The sequence below is a fragment of the Streptomyces sp. ISL-98 genome, assembly GCF_018614055.1.
Lineage (GTDB): Bacteria > Actinomycetota > Actinomycetes > Streptomycetales > Streptomycetaceae > Streptomyces > Streptomyces spiramyceticus.
Window position 1 is genome coordinate 188766 of record NZ_JAGGPB010000004.1, and the last position, 22952, is coordinate 211717.

The window sequence follows — 22952 nt, forward strand, 5'->3', positions numbered from 1 at the left end:
TGTACGGCGGGGAGGTGGGCCCCTAGCAAGGGCGGCCGGTCACGTTATGGTGCGACGGCGCTGTTCAGCGGGCGAGGGGCCCCGGGTTGGGTCTAGCGTCTCGGTATGGACGTCAGTTGGGAAGAGGCAGGCTGGGAGCGGCTCGCCCCGGGGGTGGGCCGACGGCGTTTGCCCGTGTGGGACGCGACGACCGGCCTCGTCGCGGGGTCCGGCGGAGCCCTTCTGATCGACACGGGTTCGACGCTTCGCGAGGGCGCGGAACTGCGCGGCGAGGCGGAGCGGCTGCTGGGCCGGAGAGTGACGCATATCGCCCTCACCCACCCCCATTTCGATCATGTGCTGGGGACGGCGGCGTTCGCGGGGACCGAGGTGTACGGGGCGGTCGGTATCGACGGGGTGCTGACGCGGAGCCGCGACGAGCTGCGGCACGACGCGATGCAGCACGGCGTCGACCGGGCGGCTGCCGCAGAGGCCGTGGACGTACTGGTCGTGCCGCACCACAAGGTCTCCGGCGAATGGACGCTCGACCTGGGCGGCGGCCGCCAGGTGCTGTTGGCGAACGTCGGCCCCGGCCACAGCGGCCACGACCTGGTGGTCCTGGTGCCGGGCAGCCCCGAGGTCGTCTTCTGCGGCGACCTGGTGGAGGAGTCGGGCACCCCGCAGGCGGGCCCGGACGCGCACCCGTCGAGCTGGCCGGGCGCACTGGACCGGCTGCTGTCGCTGGGCGGCGAGGACGCGGTGTACGTACCGGGGCACGGGGCGGTGGTGGACGCGGCGTATGTCCGCGCGCAGCGGGACGAGTTGGCGGCGCGCTTCGGCGTCTCGTGAGACGGACGGTACGGAACTGTCGTCGGCACTATCGTCGGCCGAATGCGCAGCAGACAGTACGGGCCCGATCTGACGCCCCCCTGGAAGAAGACCGCCCCCGCTCCTGAGGTCCCCGCCGAACCGGATCTGGTCGTGGAGGAGGTCACGACAGGGTTCTGCGGAGCGGTGATCCGGTGCGAGGCGGGGACGGTGACCCTGGAGGACCGCTTCGGCAAGCACCGGGTGTTCCCGCTGACCCCGCGCGGCTTCCTGCTGGAGGGCCGGGTCGTCACGCTGGTACGCCCCGCGGCACCCGCGCGGACCGCGACGCGCACGGCGTCGGGCTCGCTCGCCGTACCGGGGGCGAGGGCGAGGGTCGCGCGCGCCGGCCGTATCTACGTCGAAGGGCGCCACGACGCGGAGCTGGTGGAGCGGGTCTGGGGCGACGACCTCCGCATCGAGGGCGTGGTCGTCGAGTACCTGGAGGGCATCGACGACCTCCCCGCGATCGTCACGGACTTCGCCCCGGCCGCCGACGCCCGCCTGGGCATCCTGGTAGACCACCTGGTCCCGGGCTCGAAGGAGTCCCGCATCGCGGCACAGGTGACGGGCGCGGACGTCCTGGTGGTCGGCCACCCCTATATCGACGTCTGGGAGGCGGTGAAACCGTCGTCGGTGGGCATCGCGGCGTGGCCGAAGGTCCCGCACGGTGAGGACTGGAAGACGGGGGTGTGCCGGGCGCTGCGCTGGCCGGAGAACACAGGGGCGGCGTGGCAGCGGATCCTGGCGGGGGTCCGCTCGTACAAGGACCTGGAGCCGGCGCTGCTGGGCCGAGTGGAAGAGCTGATCGACTTCGTAACGGCGCCCGGCGCTTGATCCTGGGGCCAGGGCAGTCTCTTCCCCACCCCGCCCCTCCCCGGCCCTCAAGGGCGTCCGCAAATGTCACAGCCGGGAAGGGGCGGGTAGGGGAACTGCGCCGCAGGCAACCGGCACGGCACAGCGCACCCGCACCCCTCAGCCACTCGGCCTCAGTCCACCAGGTCCCGAACCACCGCATCCGCCAGCAACCGCCCCCGCAAAGTAAGCACCGCCCGCCCCGCTGCGTAAGGAGCACTCGCCAGGAGCCCGTCCCTTACCGCACGCTCCGCCGCGCCCCGCCCCGCAGGGGCCAGCAAGGACAGCGGGCAGCCGTCGCGGAGCCGCAGCTCCAGCAGGATGCGCTCCACGCGCCGATCCTCCGCAGCGAGCACCTCCCGCCCCGCCCCCGGCGACCGCCCCTCCCCCAGCGCCTGCGCATACGCACCGGGGTGCTTGACGTTCCACCAGCGCACCCCGCCCAGATGGCTGTGGGCGCCAGGGCCCGCGCCCCACCAGTCCGCCCCGCGCCAGTACAGCTCGTTGTGCAGGCACCGCGCAGCGTCCGAGGTGGCCCAGTTCGACACCTCGTACCACTCAAAACCCGCCCCGGACAGCGCGGACTCCGTCATCAGGTACCGGTCGGCGTGTACGTCGTCGTCCGTCATCGGCACCTCGCCCCGCCGGATCCGCCGCGCCAGCTGCGTCCCTTCCTCCACGATCAGCGCGTACGCACTGACGTGGTCAGGACCGGCCCCGATGGCCGCGTCGAGCGACGCCTGCCAGTCCGCGTCGCTCTCGCCCGGCGTGCCGTAGATCAGGTCAAGATTCACGTGCTCGAAGCCCGCCGCCCGCGCCTCCGCGACACACGCCTCCGGCCGGCCCGGCGTATGCGTACGGTCCAGAATCTTCAGCACGTGCTGCTTCGCGCTCTGCATCCCGAACGAGACCCGGTTGAAGCCACCGGCCCTCAGCTCCGCCAGATACGCCGGATTGACCGACTCCGGATTCGCCTCCGTGGTGATCTCCGCGTCCTCGGCCAGCCCGAACTCGTCCCGGATCGCTCCCAGCATCCGTACGAGATCGCCCGCAGCGAGCAGCGTCGGCGTACCGCCGCCCACGAACACGGTCCGTACCGGACGGGGGTCGTCGCCCAGCACCTTGCGCGCCAGCCGCACCTCCTCCACCAGCGTGTCGGCGTAGTTGTCGCGCGAGGCCAGCGCACCGCCCGAGCCACGCAGCTCGGTCGCCGTGTATGTGTTGAAGTCGCAGTACCCGCAGCGCGTCGCGCAGTACGGAACGTGCAGGTAGAAGCCGAGCGGTCGCTCCCCCGCACCGGTCAGGGCGTGCGGCGGAAGCGCCCCGTCTTCGGGCATGGGCTCACCATCGGGCAGTACGGAAGGCATACCCCTATTGTCACAGCTGCCGTCAAAGCGCCTGGAGGACCAGCAGCGCCACGTCGTCGTCGGGCGGCACCGGCGAGAAATCGTGCACCTCGCGCATGATCCGCTCGGCAACCCCCTGTGCGCTCAGCCCGACGCACCGCCCGAGCGCCGAGGCAAGCCCGTCCGCGTCGTCGAACATGCGCCGTCCGGAGCGCCGCTCGGTCACGCCGTCCGTGACGCACAGCAGGGTGTCGCCCGTCCGCAGGACGAAGCTCTGACTCTCGTACGTGACGTCCTCGACGACGCCGAGCAGCATCTGCGAGGCGGCGGCGGGCCGCACACTCCCGTCGGGCCGCAGGACGAGCGGCAGCGGATGCCCGGCGCAGGCCAGCGTGCAGCGCACACCGCCGCCTTCCTCCTCGGCCAGCGGCACCAACTCGCCGTACAGGATCGACAGGAACCGCGGCTGAGTGGCCTCCAGCACCGCACCTGGCCCCGAGCCGGTCCCCACTCCTGACCCTGCTCCGGCCACCCCCGCCACCCCGCCCCCGGCGCCCGCCGTCGCCATCCTCGCCGTGGCTTCCGCCGCCTCGACCGCGTCGTCGAGGAGCAGCCGGTTGAGCCGGTCGAGGACCACGCCGACTCCACGGCCCTCGCGGGCGAGCAGCCGCAGCCAGGGCCTGACGAGGCCGGTGACGACCGCGGCCTCCGGCCCGTTGCCCTGTACGTCGCCGAGCGTGAAGGACCAGCTGCCGCTCGCGCCGGGGAACACGTCGTAGAAGTCGCCGCCCGCGACGCCCTGCCCTCGCGGCTCGTACACCAGGGCCTTGGCGATGCCCGGGATGTCCGCCATCTGTCCCGGCAGGAGCGCCCGCTGGAGGACGCGGCTGATGGTGGCCTGCCGGGTGTACTGGCGGGCGGCGGCGACGGCGAGAGCTACGCGGCGTACGAAGTCCTCGATCAGGCCCGTCACTTCGTCGGGCATCCGCATGAGCCCGGAGCGCCCCAGCATCAGCGTCCCGAGCCCCCGCCCGCCCGCGATCAGCCGGTAGGCGACCGCCGCGCCGTCGCCGCCGCCCGGCTCGTCCCCGCCGGGCCACGGCACCGGGACAGGGCCGCCGCGCGCGGTTTCCAGCAGGCGGGGCGGCTCCTTCTCGACGCGCCTGCGCAGCTCCTCCATGCAGTTCTCCCGCTGGTGCCAGACGCGGGCGAGCCGGGGCGCGGCCCCCTCCTCCTCCAGCCACACCGCGCACCAGTCCGCGAGCCTGGGCACCAGCAGCTGTCCGGCGAGGGCGGCGACCATGTCCTCGTCGAACTGGCCGGTGAGCAGGTCGGACGCCTCGGCGAGGAAGGACAGCGCCCCGCGGTTGATCCAGTCGCTGTCGTACTCCCGCGCCGTCCGCCCCTGTACGGGCGCCAGGATCTCGGCGGCGCGCAGCCCGCGCTGGAGCGCCTGGTCGGCTCCTTCGGCGGGCACCGGCAGCGCTCCAGGCGGCCTGCCCTCGATGGAGAGCCGGGCCCAGACGGTCTTGAGGCCGGGGCGGTAGGTGACGCCCCAGCAGTCGGCGAGGGCGGCGACGAGGTGCAGGCCGCGGCCGAATTCGTGGCCGCCGGGGGTGAGCGAGCCCGCCGGTTCGTTCCGTACGACGCGGGCGGGGTGGTGGTCGGAGACTTCGAGCACCAGGGCCGCCGGGTCGTCGTCCCGCGCCTCCTCCAGGTGGCACACCAGCTCGACATTGGTGCCCGCGTGGACGACGGCGTTGGTGACCAGTTCGTTGACGAGGACAACCGCGTCGTCCGCGAGGCGGTCGGTGAAGCCGTCGGCGGGCGGCAGTCCGAGCCCGGTCCAGTCGGCGAGGGCGGCCCGGACGAACCGCCGGGCGGCGGCGGCCGCGAGCGGGTTGCCGGGCAGGCTGGTGCAGGCCGCGGCCCGTGGGTCGGGCAGGCCGTCGGGCAGGTGCGTCGAGCGGTGAGTACTCTCCCGCTGCCTCGGAATGGACCTCACAGTGCGGCTCCCGGCCGGTCTCTCATTACGCCGCTGATGACACGGACAGAGTGACAGACTGGTCTCGCCCATAAGCACCGAGTCACCAAAATGGGCCGTAAATGAGCGACGCGGGCGAGGTCGCAGTGACCCCGCCCGCATCGACTCCCGCAGGTCCGGCCGGATACGGCCGGTTCTCGCCGGTCCCCCGGCTCTCGCTGATTCCCGCTCAGTTCTCGCGCGAACCCGCGTACATCTCTTCGATCAGGTTCTTGTACTCGCGCTCGACGACCGGCCTCTTGAGCTTGAGGCTGGGCGTCAGCTCGCCGTGCTCGATGTCCAGGTCACGCGGCAGCAGCCGGAACTTCTTGATGGTCTGCCAGCGCTGCAGTCCCTCGTTGAGCCGCTTCACATAGCCCTCGATGAGCTGCTCGGTCTGCTTGGCGGACACCACTTCGGCGTACGACTTGCCCTCCAGGCCGTTGTCCTTGGCCCAGCCGAGGATCGTCGGCTCGTCGAGTGCGATCAGGGCGGTGCAGAAGTTTCGGTCGGCTCCGTGCACCAGGATGTTGGAGACGAACGGGCACACCGCCTTGAACTGGCCCTCGACCTCGGCCGGCGCGATGTACTTGCCGCCCGACGTCTTGATCAGGTCCTTCTTGCGGTCGGTGATCCGCAGGTAGCCGTCCGCGGACAGCTCGCCGATGTCCCCGGTGTGCAGCCAGCCGTCCGACTCCAGCACTTCGGCGGTCTTCTCGGGCAGCCCGTGGTAGCCCTCCATGATGCCGGGGCCGCGCAGCAGGATCTCGCCGTCGTCGGCGATGCGCACCTCGGTGCCGGGCAGCGGCTTGCCGACCGTGCCGGTGCGGTAGGCCTCGCCGGGGTTCACGAAGGAGGCGGCGCTGGACTCGGTGAGTCCGTAACCCTCCAGGATGTGGATCCCTGCGCCGGAGAAGAAGAAGCCGATGTCGGGCGCGAGGGCCGCCGAGCCGGACACGCAGGCCCGCAGCCGGCCGCCGAAGGCCTCGCGGATCTTGGCATAGACGAGGGTGTCGGCGACCTTGTGCTTGGCGGACAGGGCGAAGGGCGCGGAGGCCGTGCCCGTACGCCGGAAGTTGTCCTGCGTGACCTTGGCGTACTCGCGGGCGACCTCCGCCGCCCACTGGAAGATCTTGTACTTGGCGCCGCCGCCGGCCCGTGCCTTGGCCGCGACCCCGTTGTATACCTTCTCGAAGATGCGCGGCACGGCGGCCATGTACGTCGGCTGGACCACCGGCAGATTCTCGATGATCTTGTCGACCCGGCCGTCGACGGCGGTGACATGCCCGGCCTCGATCTGCCCGGAGGTCAGCACCTTGCCGAAGACGTGAGCGAGCGGCAGCCAGAGGTACTGCACGTCCGTCGAGGTGATCAGGCCGGTCCCCACCGTGGCCTTCGCCATGTACGACCAGCAGTCGTGCGGCAGCCGTACGCCCTTGGGGCGGCCGGTGGTGCCCGAGGTGTAGATCAGCGTCGCGAGCTGGTCGGCCCTGATCGCGTCTACCCGCTCGCTGACGGCCTGCGGGTGCTTCTCCAGGTACGCCGCCCCGCGCTCCTCCAGGTCGGCGAGCGAGAGGACCCAGCCTTCGGGGTCGCCCTCGGCGGGCTCTGCGCCCGTGGGGTCGATGACCACGACATGAGCGAGGTTCGGCAGGTCGGCCCGCCGCTCACGCGCCTTGGCGAGCTGCTCCGCGTCCTCCGCGATCAGGACCCGGCTCTCGGAGTCGGCGAGGATGTACGCCGACTCCTCGGCGTTGGTGGACGGGTAGACCGTCGTCGTCGCCGCACCGGCGCACATCACGCCGAGGTCGGCGAGGATCCACTCGACGCGGGTGCTGGAGGCGAGGGCGATCCGCTGCTCGGGCTGGACGCCGAGGTCGATGAGCCCGGCGGCGACGGCGTACACCCGCTCGGCCGCCCGGCCCCAGCTCAGTGACTTCCAAGTGTCGGGCCCCTGCCCCGAGGGGGCCGGTACGGGGTACCGATAAGCCTCGGCATCGGGCGTGGCAGCCACGCGCTCAATGAAAAGGGTCGCCACCGACGGCGGCCGGTTCTCGATCAAGGTCTGTGTGTCGCTCACGACGTCCTCCGGGCCTGCGGCTGCTGCACGACTGGCTGGTATTTAACTGGCGAGTAACCTCCGAGTCAGAGTAAAGCGCGAGGCGCCGGGGCGTAAGAGGCTGCGGCACGCGGCTTGATAACGGAACGGACCCGCCGCGTTCGTATACGCGAAAAGCGCCCGTCCGGGGTACGGAGGGCGCTTTTGCGTAAATCTTGGCGCAAACCTGGGGGCTACTTCTTGCCCTTGCCGCCGCCGGACTCGTCGCTGGACAGCACCGCGATGAAGGCCTCCTGTGGGACCTCCACGCTGCCGACCATCTTCATCCGCTTCTTGCCTTCCTTCTGCTTCTCCAGCAGTTTCCGCTTACGGGAGATGTCACCGCCGTAACACTTGGCGAGGACGTCCTTGCGGATCGCGCGGATCGTCTCGCGGGCGATGACCCGGGAGCCGATGGCCGCCTGGATGGGGATCTCGAAGGCCTGTCGCGGGATGAGCTCGCGCAGCTTGGCGACGAGCCGTACGCCGTACGCGTACGCCGCGTCCTTGTGCGTGACGGCGGAGAAGGCGTCGACCCGGTCGCCGTGCAGCAGGATGTCGACCTTGACGAGGGATGCTGCCTGCTCGCCGGTGGGCTCGTAGTCCAGGGAGGCGTAACCGCGCGTCTTGGACTTCAGCTGGTCGAAGAAGTCGAAGACGATCTCCGCGAGGGGGAGGGTGTAGCGGATCTCGACGCGGTCCTCGGAGAGGTAGTCCATGCCGAGGAGCGTGCCGCGGCGGGTCTGACAGAGCTCCATGATGGCGCCGATGAACTCGCTGGGCGCGAGGATCGTGGCCCGTACGACCGGCTCGTACACGTCCGAGATCTTGCCCTCGGGGAACTCGCTCGGGTTGGTGACCGTGTGCTCGCTGCGGTCCTCCATGACGACGCGGTACACCACGTTGGGCGCGGTGGCGATCAGGTCGAGCCCGAACTCGCGCTCCAGGCGCTCGCGGATCACGTCGAGGTGCAGAAGGCCGAGGAAGCCGACGCGGAAGCCGAAGCCCAGCGCGGCGGAGGTCTCCGGCTCGTACACGAGGGCGGCGTCGTTGAGCTGGAGCTTGTCGAGGGCCTCGCGCAGGTCGGGGTACTCGGAGCCGTCCAGCGGATACAGACCCGAGAAGACCATCGGCTTCGGATCCTTGTAACCGCCGAGGGCCTCGGTGGCGCCCTTGTGCAGGGAGGTGATCGTGTCACCGACCTTGGACTGCCGCACGTCCTTCACGCCGGTGATGATGTAGCCGACCTCACCGACGCCGATGCCGTCGGAGGGCGTCATCTCGGGAGAGGAGACGCCGATCTCGAGGAGCTCGTGGGTCGCGTTGGTGGACATCATCCTGATGCGCTCGCGCTTGTTGAGCCCTCCGTCGATGACACGTACGTAGGTGACGACACCGCGGTACGAGTCGTAGACCGAGTCGAAGATCATCGCGCGGGCGGGGGCGTCGGCGTTCCCGACCGGAGCCGGTACGTCCTTGACGACCCGGTCGAGGAGCGCGTCCACGCCGAGGCCGGTCTTCGCCGAGACCTTGAGTACGTCCTCGGGCTGGCAGCCGATGAGGTTCGCCAGCTCCTCGGAGAACTTCTCCGGCTGGGCGGCCGGCAGGTCGATCTTGTTGAGGACGGGAACGATCGTGAGGTTGTTCTCCATCGCCAGGTACAGGTTGGCCAGGGTCTGCGCCTCGATGCCCTGCGCGGCGTCGACCAGGAGGACCGTGCCTTCGCAGGCGGCGAGCGAACGCGAGACCTCGTACGTGAAGTCCACGTGGCCAGGAGTGTCGATCATGTTCAGGATGTGGGTCTTCGCCACGTCCGGGCCCTCGGTGGGCGCCCAGGGCAGACGTACTGCCTGGGACTTGATCGTGATGCCGCGCTCGCGCTCGATGTCCATACGGTCGAGGTACTGGGCGCGCATCTGCCGCTGGTCGACCACACCGGTCAGCTGGAGCATCCGGTCGGCAAGCGTGGACTTGCCGTGGTCGATGTGCGCGATGATGCAGAAATTGCGGATCAGCGCCGGGTCGGTACGGCTCGGCTCGGGCACGTTGGTAGGAGTCGCGGGCACGCAGGGTCTCGTCTCGGGGCGATGATGGATCGATACGTAGGTTCCATGGTCCCACGGACGGGGGGCGGTGCTCGGTTTGGGCCGCCTGGTGGGCCGCTGGTACTCTGAGCAGCTGTGTCTCGTAGCCCTCTAAGCAGCGATGCACTCATCGAAGATCCAACGAACCTGTAAAGGCTCTTTCGTGGCGAACATCAAGTCCCAGATCAAGCGCAACAAGACGAACGAGAAGGCGCGCCTGCGCAACAAGGCCGTCAAGTCTGCGCTCAAGACCTCGATCCGCAAGGCCCGCGAGGCTGTCACTGCGGGTGACCTCGAGAAGGCCACTGTGGCCGTCCGCGAGGCTTCGCAGAAGCTCGACAAGGCAGTCTCCAAGGGTGTCATCCACAAGAACGCCGCCGCCAACAAGAAGTCGGCGCTGGCTCACAAGGTTGCCTCCCTGCAGGGCTGAGCATTCTCTTGACTGATCGCCGGTAAGGACCAAGCGGGCCCTCTCATCCGCTCCTGACCGGCACCTCGCGCCGCACGCGGCCTGCGTTCGCCACGCGGGTGCGGCGCACAGAGCAGCTTTCACAGGCTTCACGCAAAGGCCCCGGTCTTCCGCCCTTCCCCAGGACGGTGACCGGGGCCTTTGTGCTGCCTGCTTACCGGTTACGGGCGGCGCGGGCGACCGCGACCACGGCCTTCTCCAGTGCGTACTCCGGGTCGTCGCCGCCGCCCTTGACGCCCGCGTCGGCCTCGGCGACCGCCCGTAGGGCCAGGGCCACCCCGTCCGGTGTCCAGCCACGCATCTGCTGCCGTACGCGGTCGATCTTCCACGGCGGCATACCGAGCTCACGCGCGAGATCGGCGGGGCGGCCGCCACGGGCCGACGACAGCTTGCCGATGGCCCGTACGCCCTGGGCGAGGGCGCTCGTGATCAGGACGGGAGCGACGCCGGTGGACAACGACCAGCGCAGGGCTTCGAGCGCCTCGGCCGCCCGGCCCTCCACCGCGCGGTCGGCGACCGTAAAGCTGGAGGCTTCTGCGCGGCCCGTGTAGTACCGGCCGACGACGGCCTCGTCGATCGTCCCCTCGACGTCGGCGACGAGCTGCGCGACGGCGCTGGCCAGCTCGCGCAGGTCACTGCCGATGGAGTCGACCAGGGCCTGGCCCGCCTCGGGGGTCGCGGAGCGGCCGAGGGCGCGGAACTCCGACCGTACGAACGACAGGCGCTCGGCGGGTTTGGTGGTCTTGGGACAGGCGACCTCGCGGGCCCCGGCCTTGCGGGCGGCGTCCAGCAGGCCCTTGCCCTTGGCGCCCCCGGCGTGCACCAGGACGAGCGTGATCTCCTCGGCGGGGGCGTCGAGGTAGGACTTCACGTCCTTGATCGTGTCGGCGGAGAGGTCCTGCGCGTTCCGCACGACGACGACCTTGCGCTCGGCGAAGAGCGAGGGGCTGGTCAGCTCGGCGAGGGTGCCGGGCTGGAGCTGGTCGGACGTCAAGTCACGCACATCGGTGTCGGCGTCGGCGGCGCGGGCAGCCGCCACCACCTGCTGGACGGCGCGGTCGAGCAGCAGGTCCTCCTGCCCCACGGCGAGGGTGACGGGGGCGAGCGGGTCGTCGGTTGAATTCTTCCTGGTGGCCATCGCGTTCCAGCATCCCATGTGCCACCGACAGTCCCGAACCTGTTGGAGAATGGGCAGGTGAGCGATGTGAGACACGTGCTGGTACTGCCCGACCGGGACGCCGCCGAGGAGGTGGCCCTGGAGCTCGGCGAGCGCTTCGGGATCGTTGAGGAGCCCCAGCTGATACGGGACGCGCTGGCCGGCGAGGACGATGCCGAGGACGTGCAGTGGCTGGTCGTGGTGGAGGACCCGGACGGGCGTCTCGACACGGCGGCGCTGCACGCGTTCGCAGCGGAGTACGAGGGCTGGCTGGAGGGCCCGGCCACCTGAACGGACGAACCCCCGCACTCAAATACTTCCGCTTCCTCGACGTCCGGTTCCTCGACGTCCGGTTCCTCGCAGCGCGGGTACGCGGTCGAGGGTGATCCCGAAGTGGTCGCGGTAGGCGGCGAGGACCGCGTGGTCGGTGGCCAGAGGCTGCTCACTGCGCTCGCCGTCCACCGTGGTCACGAGCTTGCGGCCGCTGAGGGTGATCCGGCCGCGGCCGTCTTCGGTGAGACGCGAGCAGACGAGGGACTGCGTGAAGTGGGAGGCGGGCGAGGTCCGGTGCCACCAGGCGGCGGCCTCGAAGTCGGAAAGAGCGCGCGGGCGCGGGTCGAGGCGGTATTGCGGCTTGCCGTCCCGCAGTACGTCGAGGTCGCCGTCGGGCCCGTCGACGATGCGGAACGTACCGCCGGGGTCCTGCTGGTCGCCGCGCTCGTCGAGGGCGAGGGGGAAGTGGCTGTGATCGCCGAATCCGACGTCGGCGAGCCAGGCCCCTGCGTCGCCGGTCTCGCCGCTCTCCACCCGGAGCGCGAGATGGTCGTACGGAATGCCGAGCTGCCCGTCGGCACCGAAGACGCGGGCCTGGAGCAGGGTCACACGGAAGCCCAGGGCGCTGAGCAACGCGGCGAAGGCGCCGTTCAGTTCGTAGCAGAAGCCGCCGCGACGGCCCGTCACCACCTTGTCGAACAGTGCCTTGTCGGCAAGCACGATGTCCTCGCCGAGGTGGATCGAGAGGTTCTCGAAGGGGACGGTACGCAAGTGCCGCAGATGCAGGTCGCGCAGGGCCTCGGCACCGGGACGGGCGGGGCGCGCGGCTCCGATGCGGCGGAGGTGGGCGGCGGTCCGCCAGGGCTCTTCCATGACCGAATTCTCGCCCGGGGGTTGGCCGTACCGCCATGGCCATTGGTCCTAGGACCGTTGGCCGAGGCACGCGTCGCGGGACGTCGCTAGCGTGCGGGCATGACGACATGGGAACCGGCGCGCAGCCTTGAACAGCGGAAACAGGACGTACTCGACCGGCTGGAGAAGGACGAGGACGTCTGGGTCGCCACGGCTTCGCCGGACGGCGAGCCCTGCCTCGTACCCCTGTCATTCGTCTGGGACAGGAACACACTGCTGATGTGCACCCGGCGGACCAACCCGACGGCCCGAAACCTGACACCCGCCGGAGAGATACGGCTGACGCTCGGCCACACCAGGGATGTGGTGCACATCGAGGGCTCCGCCGAGCCGGTGGAAGGACGGGACCTCGCGACGGAGTCGGCCGACGCGTTCGCGGCAAAGCTCGGCGGCTGGGATCCCCGCAACGGGAAGTCCTGGGTCTACCTGCGTGTCACACCGAGGGTGGTAAAGGCCTGGCGGGAGGAGAACGAGCTGCCCGACCGGGAGTTGATGCGGGCCGGCGAATGGCTCGTCTGAGGACGGCTCCTGCGGCTTCCCCGGCACGAGCGATCTCACCCACCTGACCGCAACGACGAACGGCGGTGGCCGTCGCGGCCCGTCACCACGTCAGTTACGGCCCCAAGGGCACTGCGCGCAGGCCGGGGCCGGACCCGGTCACCGCGATTGAGCCGTCCGTGTCCGTACGCAGCACCGTGGCGCCCCCGGCGCGTAACGCGGCGAGTGTCCGGGGCGAGGGGTGGCCGTATGGGTTGTCGTGGCCGCAGGAGATCAGTGCCAGGCGGGGGCGGGTGCGGGCGAGGAGGGCGGTGTCCTGGTAGGCCGAGCCGTGGTGGGCGACCTTGAGTACGTCCACCGGCGGGAGTGCCGGGTGGGCTCTCAACAGTGCCTGCTGCGCCGGTGGTTCCAGGTCGCCGGGGAGCAGCAGGGTGAGGTCGCCCGAGCGGACGAGGAGCGTGACGCTGGCGTCGTTCGCCTCTTCGGGTGTCGGGATCGGGAGGGGCGGCGGCCACAGTGCCCGCCACGAGAGTGGTCCGATGCGGCGCCGCTCGCCCGGTGCCGTCCTGAGAACGGGCACCCGGGCTGCGGCCGCTGTGCGCCGTACGAACGCGCTCTGGTCCCGGGGTTCTTGGAGCGTCGTCGTCCGGATCTCCCCCACCGCCCGGCCTCGCAGCACGCCCGGAAGCCCCGCCACATGGTCGGCGTGGAAGTGCGTCAGGAGGATGAGCGGGACGCGGGTGACGCCGAGCGTGCGCAGGCAGCGGTCGACGGGCTTGGGGTCCGGGCCCGCGTCCACGACCACGGCCGTTCCTTCGCCCGCAGCGAGGACGGAGGCGTCGCCCTGCCCGATGTCTTCCCTGTCAAGTTCTGCGTGTTGAGTTTCGTCCGTCGTGAGCCTTGCCCGACGAGCTGCTCGTTCCGGTGGTCCCGGTGGTCATCTGCGCCCCCGGGACCGACTGCCCTCAGTCAGTTGATGTCGTCCAGCTCATGGTGTCCGACTGGGATGTGGCTGAGTCGGTAGTGCTCTGACTCGCGGATCAGGCTGGGCCAATGCATTCCGCAGCTGCCGGTTCTCCGAAGTGAGCTGGTTGACGGCCCGGACGAGATGTTCGACATCGGTCCGGAGTTGGCTCAACTCCTTGGCATCTTCCTGACGAAGCTCCTTCAATTTCACGATCTGCTTTCGCAGGCGAACTTCAGAGTCCGGTATCTGGCCTCGCGTTTTGACCTCCGCATAGAAGTCATTCTTGAGATCCAGGTGGCGCTGGGTGAGTGCGTTGCGTGGGACGCCGGCTTCCTGAGCGAGGGCAACGATCGTCAACGCTCCGTTGGAGTGCTGCGGGGTGCCCTTAAAGATGCGGTCCATGGCCGCGCGGATGCGATCGCGTTCGTCGTGTGCAGGGCTCATGCGGCGCCGTCCTGGAGAGTGATTCGGGTGCGGTGGTGAACATCGGCGAGGTCGCGCAGGCGGCTGGCGTTGCGACGAAGGCGGTCACCGAGTGGGCCGGGGACGTGAGCCGCCTGCTTCTCGAGGTAGTCAGCTCGGTCCAGGATCTTGGTGATGTGCTGGTCGGTGCGGGCGATGTTTCCGCAGGTGGATACGCATCGATCGAGGCTGGGGGTGTCCTTGACGCCGCGATGACACAGGGCCTTGTCACGCTTGTAGACACACATCAGCAAGGTGTTGGGGTTGTCGTAGACGGCCAGCTCGGGGTTGGCAAGGATCTGGCGGGCCTGGCGGATGTTGATGACCGTTCCCTCGTATTGGGCTGCGGTGGCTGCGGCCTTGATGGCTCGCCGGGCGGCCGGTCCGGAGATCCCGATCCCGTCTTCGAGGTCGTCGTGCAGGTCGGCGACGGTGTCGATGGTTGCTCGGGCGGTTTCGACGTCGAGGAGTTCGTGGATGCCGTCGCGGCTGCGGGAGGCATATCCGACGGATACGGAAGTTCGCAGATGGCCATACTGAACGGCCAGGGCGACCAGGCCGCCGGGGCGGCGGGCGATGTGCCAGGCGAGACTGCGACGGAATCGCTCGGTGCCGATCGCGCCGTGCGGGTCCGGCGGTATGACCTCGCTGATCAGACCGTGACTTGTCGCCTCCTCGTTGGCCCAGGAGACGAAGTCCTCCACCCGGTCCGCCATCGTCTGGACGGTCAGTGCTCCGGTGCCAGCACGGGTGCCGCGTAGGTCGTGCGCATGGTGATCGAACAGCAGCGCCCCGTCCGGGACGAAGCGCTCCAGGACACGGATCGCGTTCACCACCGGGGCGATGGCCACCCAGGGAACGTCGCGGAGTTCGCCCTCGGATCGGTGGTTGCCGTCCTCGTCGCGGGCAGTCTTGTAAACAGTGCTCGTGATCAAGTGCCGTCCCGGCTGCCCTTGCTCGTCGGGCTCGGGGTCAGGACAGCATCCACTGCGCAGGCCGACCACCTCACCGGGGCGCATTCCGGTCAAGTAGGCGATGACGATGAAGCAGGCTGATCCCAACTGCCGCATCAGGTAGGCGCCTTCGCTGTAGTCGAGGGCCTCTCGCCAGGTGATGCCGGCCAGCATTCCGGTGACCGGGATGCTGAGAGGGCAGGGACCCGGTTTCTGCCGGGCTGCCTGCCGCCAGCCCAGGCGTCTGGCGGTGTTGTCGACCTGGTTCCGTGACGCGCCAGTCATCGCCGCGATGTAGGTGCCGGCGAGCGCTGTCTCGCCGTACCAATCCGTGGTCGGGATGGGCAGGTCCCCGGCGATCAGCGGCTCCATGAAGGACTTGAGCGAGGCCAGAGAAGCGGGGGTGGTCTGGTTGGCCAGGGCAACCGCGTGGAGGCGATTCCGCTCGGCCCAGGCGGCGAGGATGTCGTCGTTGAAGTCCTCGACCATACGGATCGCCCAGATCAGCAGGGGGCCCATGGTCTGTTCGGCGATTGCCTCGGTTTCGTTCTCCCCGCCCGAAGTGGCCGGCGGTAGATAGTCGTCCACTCCTTCGGTCTCCCAGGGCGGGCAGCCGACCTCGCTGGGCAGGGCGCTGAGCTGGTCAAAGGCCCACAGCCGGGTCAGGGACGACAGCATGATGTGCACCGTGCTGCGGGCGGCCCCGCTGTCACGCAGATGATGGCCGTACTCACGCAGCACCTCCGTGGTGCAGGAACGGAGCTCGGTGGTGCCGCGTTCGGTGAGCCACTCGGCCAGGCGGGCCCAGATTCCGACGGTCTTGCAGGTCGTCGCTGGGCTCTGCCGCGACCTCCAGGACGGACCGCGTTCACGCAGGAACACGGACGTCAACTCCCGGTTGATCAGCGTCCAGGCCAGCAGGCGCATTTCCTCCCGGAAAGCGGCAGGAAACGGGTCCCAGTGGATCGTGCTGTGGGTGACGCCCGGATTGCCGTTCATGGGAAGCAGCGGCCAGGACGGGGCCGAAAAGCAAGCGATCGGTCCTGTGTAGCCGTCAATGATCCGGTGAGCCGGGATGACAGGGGTGGCCGGTCCGGGGACGGCAAGAAGTTGAAGGGTTGCGGTTGCCGTCACTGGTCGAAGTCTCCGTTGAGCAGGTAGCTGATGATTTCGCGGTCGGCTTCAGTGACCTCGGCCAGTGCCTGGGTCCAGACGGCGGCGCCGAGGAGACGCTCACTCTTGAGGTGTTCCAGGCGGGCGTATGCGTCGGCCCAGTCGGTCTGCCACTGGCCGGGGTCCATGACGGATCGCAAGTTGTCCAGGGCATGGTGAAGATGCGCGAGCCGACTGTGATGGACGGGGTGAACGCGGGCGTTCGGGCAGGCCAGACACATGAGGAACGAAGCGCCGCAGCCCCCGTCGGGGCTGGGGAACGGGCTGTTCTCGTAGTCGTGGCAGTCGGCGGTGGCCGTCGGCTGGTCTGCCGGATCGGCCGTCTCGCGTAGTTCGGCGCCGAACACCACCTCGCGGGCCTTGGCCACGACCGCCTCAGCCGCCGCGGCGATCACTGGGACCGCTGCCTCCTGGGCCCGGTGGTCGGTCAGGACGTAGGTGCTGTCATGCGTGCCCTGGCTGTTCTGGCCGGGCTCCCGGCGGTGCACCACGTTCACCGTCCGACGTCCCCTGCGGAACGGTGAGGACGCGAACTCCGCGTCCGCGGCCCAGCTTTTTGCGGAAGATCCGGAGATTCCGAACCGGAAAGGGCCGACGCCGGCTCCCTTCTTCTGGTCCGCCGGAGCATCGGCCGCCGGGAGTTTGCCCGTGCGCCAGACCACCAGGCGGTCCGTGCCGGGGCTGAGGTCGTGGACGGCTGCCCGTGCGAACACGGTGGCCTCCAGGGCCTGAGTGATCAGTCGTCCCGGGGTGCCGGCCCCGTCATCGGTCAGGTTTCGGGTCTCGAAGTACCGTCCGGTGCCCCTCTTGTGCTTCTCGAGTTCGACCCGGTAGATCCGCTTGCCATCCTGACCAGCATCCGGCGTCGCCCGCGGCACCGCGAGACGGTTGATCACCGACAGATTCCACCCGTGCTCGGCCAGCAGCAACACTCCCAGTGCGACCGCTTCCATGCGGGTCAGGAACAGCCGCTGCCAGGTGTTCTCCGGTCTCTCTCCGCCCAGCACCCTGATGTAGCGGTGAATGATCCTGGTGGAGGCGTTCGCCCTGGTGTAGTAGGGGACCGTGCCGGTGCGGGCGAGATGGTCGAGTGCCTCGCCCAGCAGCCAGTCGTCGCCACCTTGAGGGAAGGTTCCCGCCCGCCAGTCGGCCAGGTGCCGAGCGTTCTCCGTGATCCTCAGATGCGCGGTCCGGAACATTCGCCGTGCCGCAGAAGAGATCGCGTCGAACTCGCCGTCCTCGAAGGAGGTCTCCGTCACCTCCGGCTGGGGTATTCGCTTGGAAAGAGCTTCGCGTGCCCCCGCCGTCAGCCGGGGCTCATCCAGCAGCAGACCTCTCACGGCGGTGAGTTCCTTGTAGCCGATCATCTGCGTGTTCCTGCGGCTGAGCTTCCACTCCTTCCAAAGTCCCGCGGTCAGGTCCTCGACGTCCGCTGGTGGGTTCTCGAGCGTGGACAAGTGCGCGGTGAAAGTCTCCAGATGAACCCACACGTGTCTGCTACTGAAGTGAGAGGTCCACCGGCTTGGAACGCAACGGGCAGCGAACAAGCTGGCCAGCGACCGCCGCATCGGATCGGGGACCGGCAAGGTCCGGAAGTCATAGACCGCAACGTTCCCCTCGTCGTCACGATGGTCGACGACCATCCCGTCGGATACGAGAACAGGCGGCTTTCGCTGGGGAGTTGTCGGCAGTGACGCTGAGCGTCCGCGCCGGCTCATGCCACCGCACCCGATGGGACCTGCATCTTCGCGTCGATGTCCTGGATGCCCTCGGCTTCGCGCGCCAGGCGCGCGAACACGTCGTCCATCTCCTGCTCCGACTGCCCTCCCCGCCCGGTCACGGGGGCCGTGGCCAGCAGAGACCGCAGCTGAAGGTCAGCGACCGGGGCCAGATACCGCTCTCGGGTCGTTTCGATGGACGAATGCCCCAACAGGTCCTGAACCATTCGCCACGGATCTCCGTAGAGAAGTCGGTAATCCCGTCGTTCCTCAGGCGTCAGGCCCAATCTCTGGTCCAGCAAGTGGTGCAGAATTACGAGCATGTAGAGGGCGAAGCTGTGCCGGCAGGAATGCAAAGTCGCATAGGGGGCCAGGCTGCGGTGCGGGTCCAGTCGACGCTCCGGCTCCGGATCAAGAACCGCCCGGCACCGATTGTTGGCCGAAGTGAAGACGTTCTCCCACGAATGCGGCTGGAATGGCAGGCCCGTCTCGCTCAGCCACAACCACAACGGCTCGGGGCCTCCAGGACCCTCGGTGTACCAAGTCATCCGCTCTTCAGCGAGCGCGTCCGTCAGCGCGACCCGACCCATGACACCGTCGCGGTCGCACCAGTGAACGATCGGCTTGGGGCCACGAGTCACCTTTGTGACCAGGCGCATGTCCCTCACGCCGTCGTAGCGCCCCTTCGCCTGAGCCTTGCGGATCACCGCCGCCCGAGAGGAGTCCACGTAGCACTCGATGTCGCCGACCACACCCGCCGCAACGTAATAGGTGCGGGCCTTCTTGGAACGTGTGACCGCCGCTGCCAGCCGACCCGTGTAGTAGCGCCCGCCTTCCAGCCGCAACGAGGGCACCTCGAACGTCAGCAGCGAGGCCCCCTCGAGCCGCCGCAGCCCGGACGAGGTCAGCAAGCGCACAAACGCGACGTTGCGGTCTTCCAGCCGCCCCACCCAGCCCGGAGTGCGCAGCCCGTCAGCACCGCATCCGCGCAGCCCCACATCCACCCAGAGCCGGAATGTACGAGGAGTCAGCCAATGCACGTTGCTGGCTTTGACATCCTTCGCCTTATCGTCCGGAACCTCGATGATCTGCCCATAACGACCCGTCACTTGGTGCGTCGGAATAGGGTTTCGCGGTACGAATGCGTTCTCCGGCTTCGCCGCCCACTTATACAAGCTCATCAGCGCAGCAAGGTCGCGGTCCCACTTGTTCGCGCCGACCCGCACAGGGTTGTCTGGCGAGTCCTGACGCCAGTACTGGAAATCGTTCACATCGGATTCCACTGCCTGCGTCCATATCTTCCCGCGCTGCCACAGGAAGTTGAAGAACAGGCAATCGTCCGTGGTGTAGTTCCGCTTCGTCTCTGCCGTGTACCCCCGGAACGGGCTACTGCGGATGTACAGGCTGAGCAGCTCGTCCACTCGGTAGTCCGGCGCCAAGAGGATCGGATCTCCGGGGCGAATCCCTGCGGACTCCTCGCGCTCTGCGAGGTCAGCCCACCCCACCAGCACTGGTCCAGGAGGCACCGTCATCGCCGTCTTCGGCACCCAAAACACACGCCACTTGCTCATCGCGCCACCCTGTCAGACCGGTATCAACACGCCGATCCAATAGGGAAGGTGTGGCACATCGCGTACTTCCAGCCCGGCGGCGGCCAGCCGGTGAGCACTCTGGTGAGTGGCGCCGGCCGCAGGACCGCGAGCAGCAGGATCAGCACGCAGGCGGCGCTCAGCCAGGGGTGGCGCAGAAGCCGACGGGCGGCGAACACGGCCAACGCGGTCACAAAGCCGAGCAGCAGCCCGCCGCGCCAGCCGTCCGGCCAGTCCGCCTCCGCGCCGGGAAGCGCCGCGCCGGTACGGGCGACGGAGGCGATCCACCCGGCCGGCCACCCCGCACACCGCGCCAGTAGCTCGGCGACGGGCATCGCCACCGGGGCGGCGGCCAGCGCCGCGAAGCCGAGCACCGTAGCGGGGGCTACCGCGAACTCGGCGAGCAGATTGCACGGGATCGCCACCAGGCTCACCCGGGCCGCCATCATCGCCACGACGGGCGCGCACACGGCCTGGGCGGCGGCTGCAGCGGCCAGCACTTCGGCGAGCCTCGGCGGCGTACCGCGCCGTTGCAGCGCGTCGCTCCAGCGCGGGGCGATGGTGAGGAGGGCGCCTGTGGCCAGCACGGAGAGCAGGAATCCATAACTCCGGGCCAGCCACGGGTCGTACAGGACGAGCAGCAGTACGGCTGCGGCGAGGGCGGGGATCAGTTGCCTGCGGCGGCCCGTACCGATGGCGAGCAGCGTGATGAGGCCACAGGCCGCGGCCCGCAGCACGCTCGGCTCCGGCCTGCACACGACCACGAAGGCGAGCGTGAGCGCGCCGCCGAGGAGCGCGGTCGTCCGCAGCGAGATGCCCAGGCGCGGGGCGATTCCCCCGCGTTCGGCGCGCAGGGCGGCGCCGGGCGGCCCGATCAGCAGGATCAGGACGATGGTGAGGTTGCTGCCCGACAACCTATGCAGCACAGATGTGTGTGCCTAGCCTCAACTCATGCCGATCGCACCGGAGCACGTGAGTCTCATCTACCCCGGCCCTTTCGACGCCTTCCTCTACGGTCGCGCGAGCCGTGACCCGAAGATGAAAGGCCGCAGCGTGGGCGGTCAGCTGAGCGACGGGCGAGATCTGTGTAAGGCGAACGACTGGCCCATCAAACGAGAATTCCAAGACATCAACCGATCCGCCTCCCGCTACGCCAAGAGGGACCGCGAAGAGTTCGAGGAGATGATCGAGGGCATCGAGGCTGGCGAGTGCCGGATTCTCGTCGCATGGGAAGCGAGCCGCTACTACCGCGATCTTGAGGTGTATCTGCGGCTGCGCAACGTATGCATGGCCGCCGGGGTGCTGCTCTGCTACAACGGCACCGTCTATGACCTTTCAAAGCGGGGCGACCGCAAGGCGACAGCACAAGACGCGCTGCAGGCCGAGGACGAGGCGGAGGGGATCCGCGACCGGAACCTGCGCACTGTCCGGCAGTCCGCGAAAGCGGGCACCCCGCACGGCCGGATCCGGTACGGCTACGCCCGCCGGTACGACCCCGATACCGGTGAGCTGATCGAGCAGTACCCGCACCCCGAGCGGGCGCCGATCGTGGCGGAGATCTTCGAGCGGGTCGCAGCCGGCGAGACTGAGTACTCGATTCTCTTGGATCTCCGCTCGCGCGGCGAGAGGACTCCCGGGAACGCCTGGGATCAGTACCACCTAGTCGACATGCTGCGCAGTCCCACATACGTCGGTCGGCGGGTCCATCAGGGCAAGGATTTCGGCCCGGCGACGTGGCCGGGCATCGTGGACGAGGATCTGTTCAATGCCGTCCAACGCATCGTGAGCAATCCGGCGCGGCTGACAACGAAGGATTGGTCGGTGCGGCATCTGTTGTCGGGGATCGCCCGGTGTGGCGTGTGCGCCAGTGCACCGCATCTGAAGGTCCTTAAGAACCGCAAGTACCTGTCCTATCAGTGCCATCAGCGATTCGACACGGTCATGCGGAAAGAGCTGCTCGACGGGTACGTAGAAACAGCAGTGATCATGTGGCTCGGCTCGCCGGCCGCTGTGGACGCGTTCCGGTCCACCGATTCAGCGAACGCGGCGGAACGGGCACGGACTCGGCGCGATGCGCTGAACGCTCAGCTCACGGAGGCTCGTCAAGCTGCGGGTCGGCTACGGGCCGACGGTAAGCCGGAGTTGTCGATCGTGGCTCTGGCCGGTTTGGAGGCCGACTTGCAGCCGCAGATCGAGGAGTGCGAGCGGGACATGCAAGTGTCCTCGGCGCCTCCGATGCTGCGCGGTCTGGTCGGCCGACCGGACGTGGAGGCAGTGTGGGAGGGGCTCACGATCAGCCAACAGCGCATGATCCTGCGCCTAGTCGTGAATGTCAGGTTGTTCAAGGCTCGGGTTCGCGGTGTGAGGAAGATCGAGCCCGGCCGTATCGGACTGACGTTCATTGGTCAGCCGGGTTTCATCAGTGATTGGCGCCGTGGTCCCGAGCGCGTTCTGCCTGCGTCTGGGGATGCTGTGCCGGAAAGCCGATGACCCGACCTCGATCCTCGCCTGCCGCCGGGGGGTCGAGCAGTCCGGCGTTCTTCATCTGCAGCGTCATTTCCATGGTGTCGCAGATGAGTTGGGCCCGCCGTTCCTCGAATCGTTCCTGCATGGCGACGCATTCCGCTTCGAGGCGGGCAGCCATCGCTTCCTGTTGCGCTTGGATGTCACGGCGCGTTCTCGCGCGCTCGGTGGCCAAAGCCGACTCCAGAGCCACGTACCGCGTGCGTTCGGCATCGGCCGCGCGGGTGGCTGCGGTGAGGCTGGCACGTTCGACGCGAGTGTCGGTGCACCACTTTTTGATGGCGACCAGCGCTATCAGGGTCAGGGCGGTCATGCTCAGGCACGCGCCGCCGAGGCTGCGCGCTAGGTCGTTCTCGGCGACGCCATAGAGGATCACGGCTACCCCGAGGACCAGAACGATTGCGGCGCTTATTGCTGTTGCTCGTGTGCCGGCCGTGAGATCCATCTGCCACCCCGTTACATCCGTGCTGCCGTGCCCCCGTGCTCGTCGTCGGCCGACTCTGCTGCGGAGCCCTCTTCTTGTTGGACCCGCTTTAGTCGCTCGATGGTCCCGAAGAACATCTGACGCGCGATGGGATCAGTGAGGCCGAGCTGATCTGCCATGTCGGACGGTGACGAGGTAGTTGATCGCGACCCTACCTGTGATGACTCAGTTTCGGACAGTGGCGGAGGGAACGGGCGGGAAATGATTCCTGCCGTGTGCAGTAGTTCGTACACACTCACCCCCACAGCTTTCGCCAGTGGTTCGAAGAATCGCGGGTCGGGCAGCGCCTGCCCCAGCAGCATGCGACTGACGGTGGATTCGGTCATGCCCGTATCGCGGGCCAGGCGTGACCTGGAGCCGTGACCGGTGTAGCCGGCGGCCTTCACTGCGGGGGCGACGACTGCGGCGAACCGCTGAGCGCGCGTGGGGGGAGTGTCATTCATAAGGCAACCCTAGCTCCCTAGGTAGGGAGTAGCCAGAAAATCCCTCGCAAGCAAGGGGGCAGGTCTGGCCACCCCCTAGG

The 22952-nt window shown here is 68.7% G+C and carries 18 protein-coding genes and 2 pseudogenes; 6 read left to right on the forward strand and 14 right to left on the reverse strand.

What is annotated here, in order from left to right; genetic code table 11:
* Positions 1 to 105: 105 nt before the first annotated feature.
* Both J7I98_RS04110 and J7I98_RS04115 read left to right on the forward strand, forming a co-directional pair.
* Positions 106 to 828, forward strand: a complete 723-nt coding sequence (locus J7I98_RS04110) for an MBL fold metallo-hydrolase (RefSeq protein ID WP_214917692.1) — start codon at positions 106 to 108, stop codon at positions 826 to 828.
* A gap of 42 nt (positions 829 to 870) precedes the next feature.
* The gene (locus tag J7I98_RS04115; RefSeq protein ID WP_214917695.1) at positions 871 to 1683 is read left to right on the forward strand and encodes a DUF3097 domain-containing protein; all 813 of its coding nucleotides are present in this window, start codon (positions 871 to 873) and stop codon (positions 1681 to 1683) included.
* Between the two features lie 152 nt (positions 1684 to 1835).
* Here the strand turns inward: J7I98_RS04115 and hemW are convergent, their stop codons facing one another.
* The 4 genes from hemW to lepA form a co-directional block, all read right to left on the reverse strand.
* Positions 1836 to 3068, reverse strand: a complete 1233-nt coding sequence (hemW, locus tag J7I98_RS04120; RefSeq protein ID WP_214917741.1) for a radical SAM family heme chaperone HemW — start codon at positions 3066 to 3068, stop codon at positions 1836 to 1838.
* 22 nt (positions 3069 to 3090) lie between these two features.
* The gene (locus tag J7I98_RS04125) at positions 3091 to 5052 is read right to left on the reverse strand and encodes a SpoIIE family protein phosphatase (protein ID WP_374225064.1); all 1962 of its coding nucleotides are present in this window, start codon (positions 5050 to 5052) and stop codon (positions 3091 to 3093) included.
* A gap of 208 nt (positions 5053 to 5260) precedes the next feature.
* Complete coding sequence (locus tag J7I98_RS04130; protein ID WP_214917757.1) at positions 5261 to 7150, reverse strand: long-chain fatty acid--CoA ligase; 1890 nt, start codon at positions 7148 to 7150, stop codon at positions 5261 to 5263.
* Between the two features lie 212 nt (positions 7151 to 7362).
* A complete protein-coding gene (gene lepA, locus J7I98_RS04135; protein ID WP_214917769.1) occupies positions 7363 to 9234 on the reverse strand; it encodes a translation elongation factor 4 in 1872 nt (623 codons plus the stop codon).
* Positions 9235 to 9415: 181 nt separating this feature from the next.
* Here lepA and rpsT point away from each other — a divergent pair, with 181 nt between their 5' ends.
* Complete coding sequence (rpsT, locus tag J7I98_RS04140; protein WP_214917772.1) at positions 9416 to 9682, forward strand: 30S ribosomal protein S20; 267 nt, start codon at positions 9416 to 9418, stop codon at positions 9680 to 9682.
* Positions 9683 to 9875: 193 nt separating this feature from the next.
* Here rpsT and holA read toward each other — a convergent pair whose 3' ends face one another.
* Positions 9876 to 10859, reverse strand: a complete 984-nt coding sequence (gene holA / locus J7I98_RS04145; RefSeq protein WP_214917786.1) for a DNA polymerase III subunit delta — start codon at positions 10857 to 10859, stop codon at positions 9876 to 9878.
* Positions 10860 to 10916: 57 nt separating this feature from the next.
* Between holA and J7I98_RS04150 the strand changes: the two genes are divergently transcribed.
* Positions 10917 to 11168, forward strand: a complete 252-nt coding sequence (locus tag J7I98_RS04150; protein WP_214917789.1) for a hypothetical protein — start codon at positions 10917 to 10919, stop codon at positions 11166 to 11168.
* An 18-nt stretch (positions 11169 to 11186) separates the two neighbouring features.
* Here J7I98_RS04150 and J7I98_RS04155 read toward each other — a convergent pair whose 3' ends face one another.
* Entirely contained in the window at positions 11187 to 12023 is an 837-nt protein-coding gene (locus J7I98_RS04155; RefSeq protein ID WP_214917792.1) for an arylamine N-acetyltransferase, read from the reverse strand.
* A gap of 99 nt (positions 12024 to 12122) precedes the next feature.
* Between J7I98_RS04155 and J7I98_RS04160 the strand changes: the two genes are divergently transcribed.
* Positions 12123 to 12581 (forward strand): pyridoxamine 5'-phosphate oxidase family protein, encoded by a 459-nt coding sequence (locus tag J7I98_RS04160; protein ID WP_214917795.1) that lies wholly within the window; start codon positions 12123 to 12125, stop codon positions 12579 to 12581.
* 94 nt (positions 12582 to 12675) lie between these two features.
* Here the strand turns inward: J7I98_RS04160 and J7I98_RS04165 are convergent.
* The 6 genes and pseudogenes from J7I98_RS04165 to J7I98_RS04190 form a co-directional block, all read right to left on the reverse strand.
* Positions 12676 to 13416 (reverse strand): annotated as a pseudogene (locus J7I98_RS04165) (ComEC/Rec2 family competence protein); the annotation flags it as partial.
* Between the two features lie 132 nt (positions 13417 to 13548).
* On the reverse strand, positions 13549 to 13971 hold the full coding sequence (locus tag J7I98_RS04170; RefSeq protein WP_214917797.1) for a hypothetical protein: 423 nt from the start codon (positions 13969 to 13971) through the stop codon (positions 13549 to 13551).
* Positions 13968 to 15941, reverse strand: coding sequence for an integrase (locus tag J7I98_RS04175; protein WP_251020093.1), 1974 nt, complete (start codon positions 15939 to 15941; stop codon positions 13968 to 13970). The genes J7I98_RS04170 and J7I98_RS04175 overlap by 4 nt, the downstream gene beginning before the upstream one ends.
* Before the next feature lie 131 nt (positions 15942 to 16072).
* Positions 16073 to 17572: a hypothetical protein gene (locus J7I98_RS04180; protein WP_214917815.1), complete on the reverse strand. Its 1500-nt coding sequence runs from the start codon at positions 17570 to 17572 to the stop codon at positions 16073 to 16075.
* Between the two features lie 257 nt (positions 17573 to 17829).
* Positions 17830 to 19404: a site-specific integrase gene (locus J7I98_RS04185; protein WP_214917818.1), complete on the reverse strand. Its 1575-nt coding sequence runs from the start codon at positions 19402 to 19404 to the stop codon at positions 17830 to 17832.
* 53 nt (positions 19405 to 19457) lie between these two features.
* Positions 19458 to 20336, reverse strand: a pseudogene (locus J7I98_RS04190) (ComEC/Rec2 family competence protein); the annotation flags it as partial.
* 37 nt (positions 20337 to 20373) lie between these two features.
* On the opposite strand from J7I98_RS04190, the gene J7I98_RS04195 reads away from it, so the two are divergent.
* Positions 20374 to 21912, forward strand: coding sequence for a recombinase family protein (locus J7I98_RS04195; RefSeq protein ID WP_214917842.1), 1539 nt, complete (start codon positions 20374 to 20376; stop codon positions 21910 to 21912).
* On the opposite strand, the gene J7I98_RS04200 is transcribed toward J7I98_RS04195, so the two are convergent.
* Both J7I98_RS04200 and J7I98_RS04205 read right to left on the reverse strand, forming a co-directional pair.
* Positions 21842 to 22390 carry a hypothetical protein gene (locus J7I98_RS04200; protein WP_214917845.1) on the reverse strand — a complete coding sequence of 183 codons (549 nt, stop codon included), beginning with the start codon at positions 22388 to 22390 and terminating at the stop codon, positions 21842 to 21844. The genes J7I98_RS04195 and J7I98_RS04200 overlap by 71 nt on opposite strands.
* 11 nt (positions 22391 to 22401) lie before the next feature.
* Complete coding sequence (locus J7I98_RS04205) at positions 22402 to 22872, reverse strand: helix-turn-helix transcriptional regulator (protein ID WP_285437987.1); 471 nt, start codon at positions 22870 to 22872, stop codon at positions 22402 to 22404.
* Positions 22873 to 22952 lie beyond the last annotated feature (80 nt).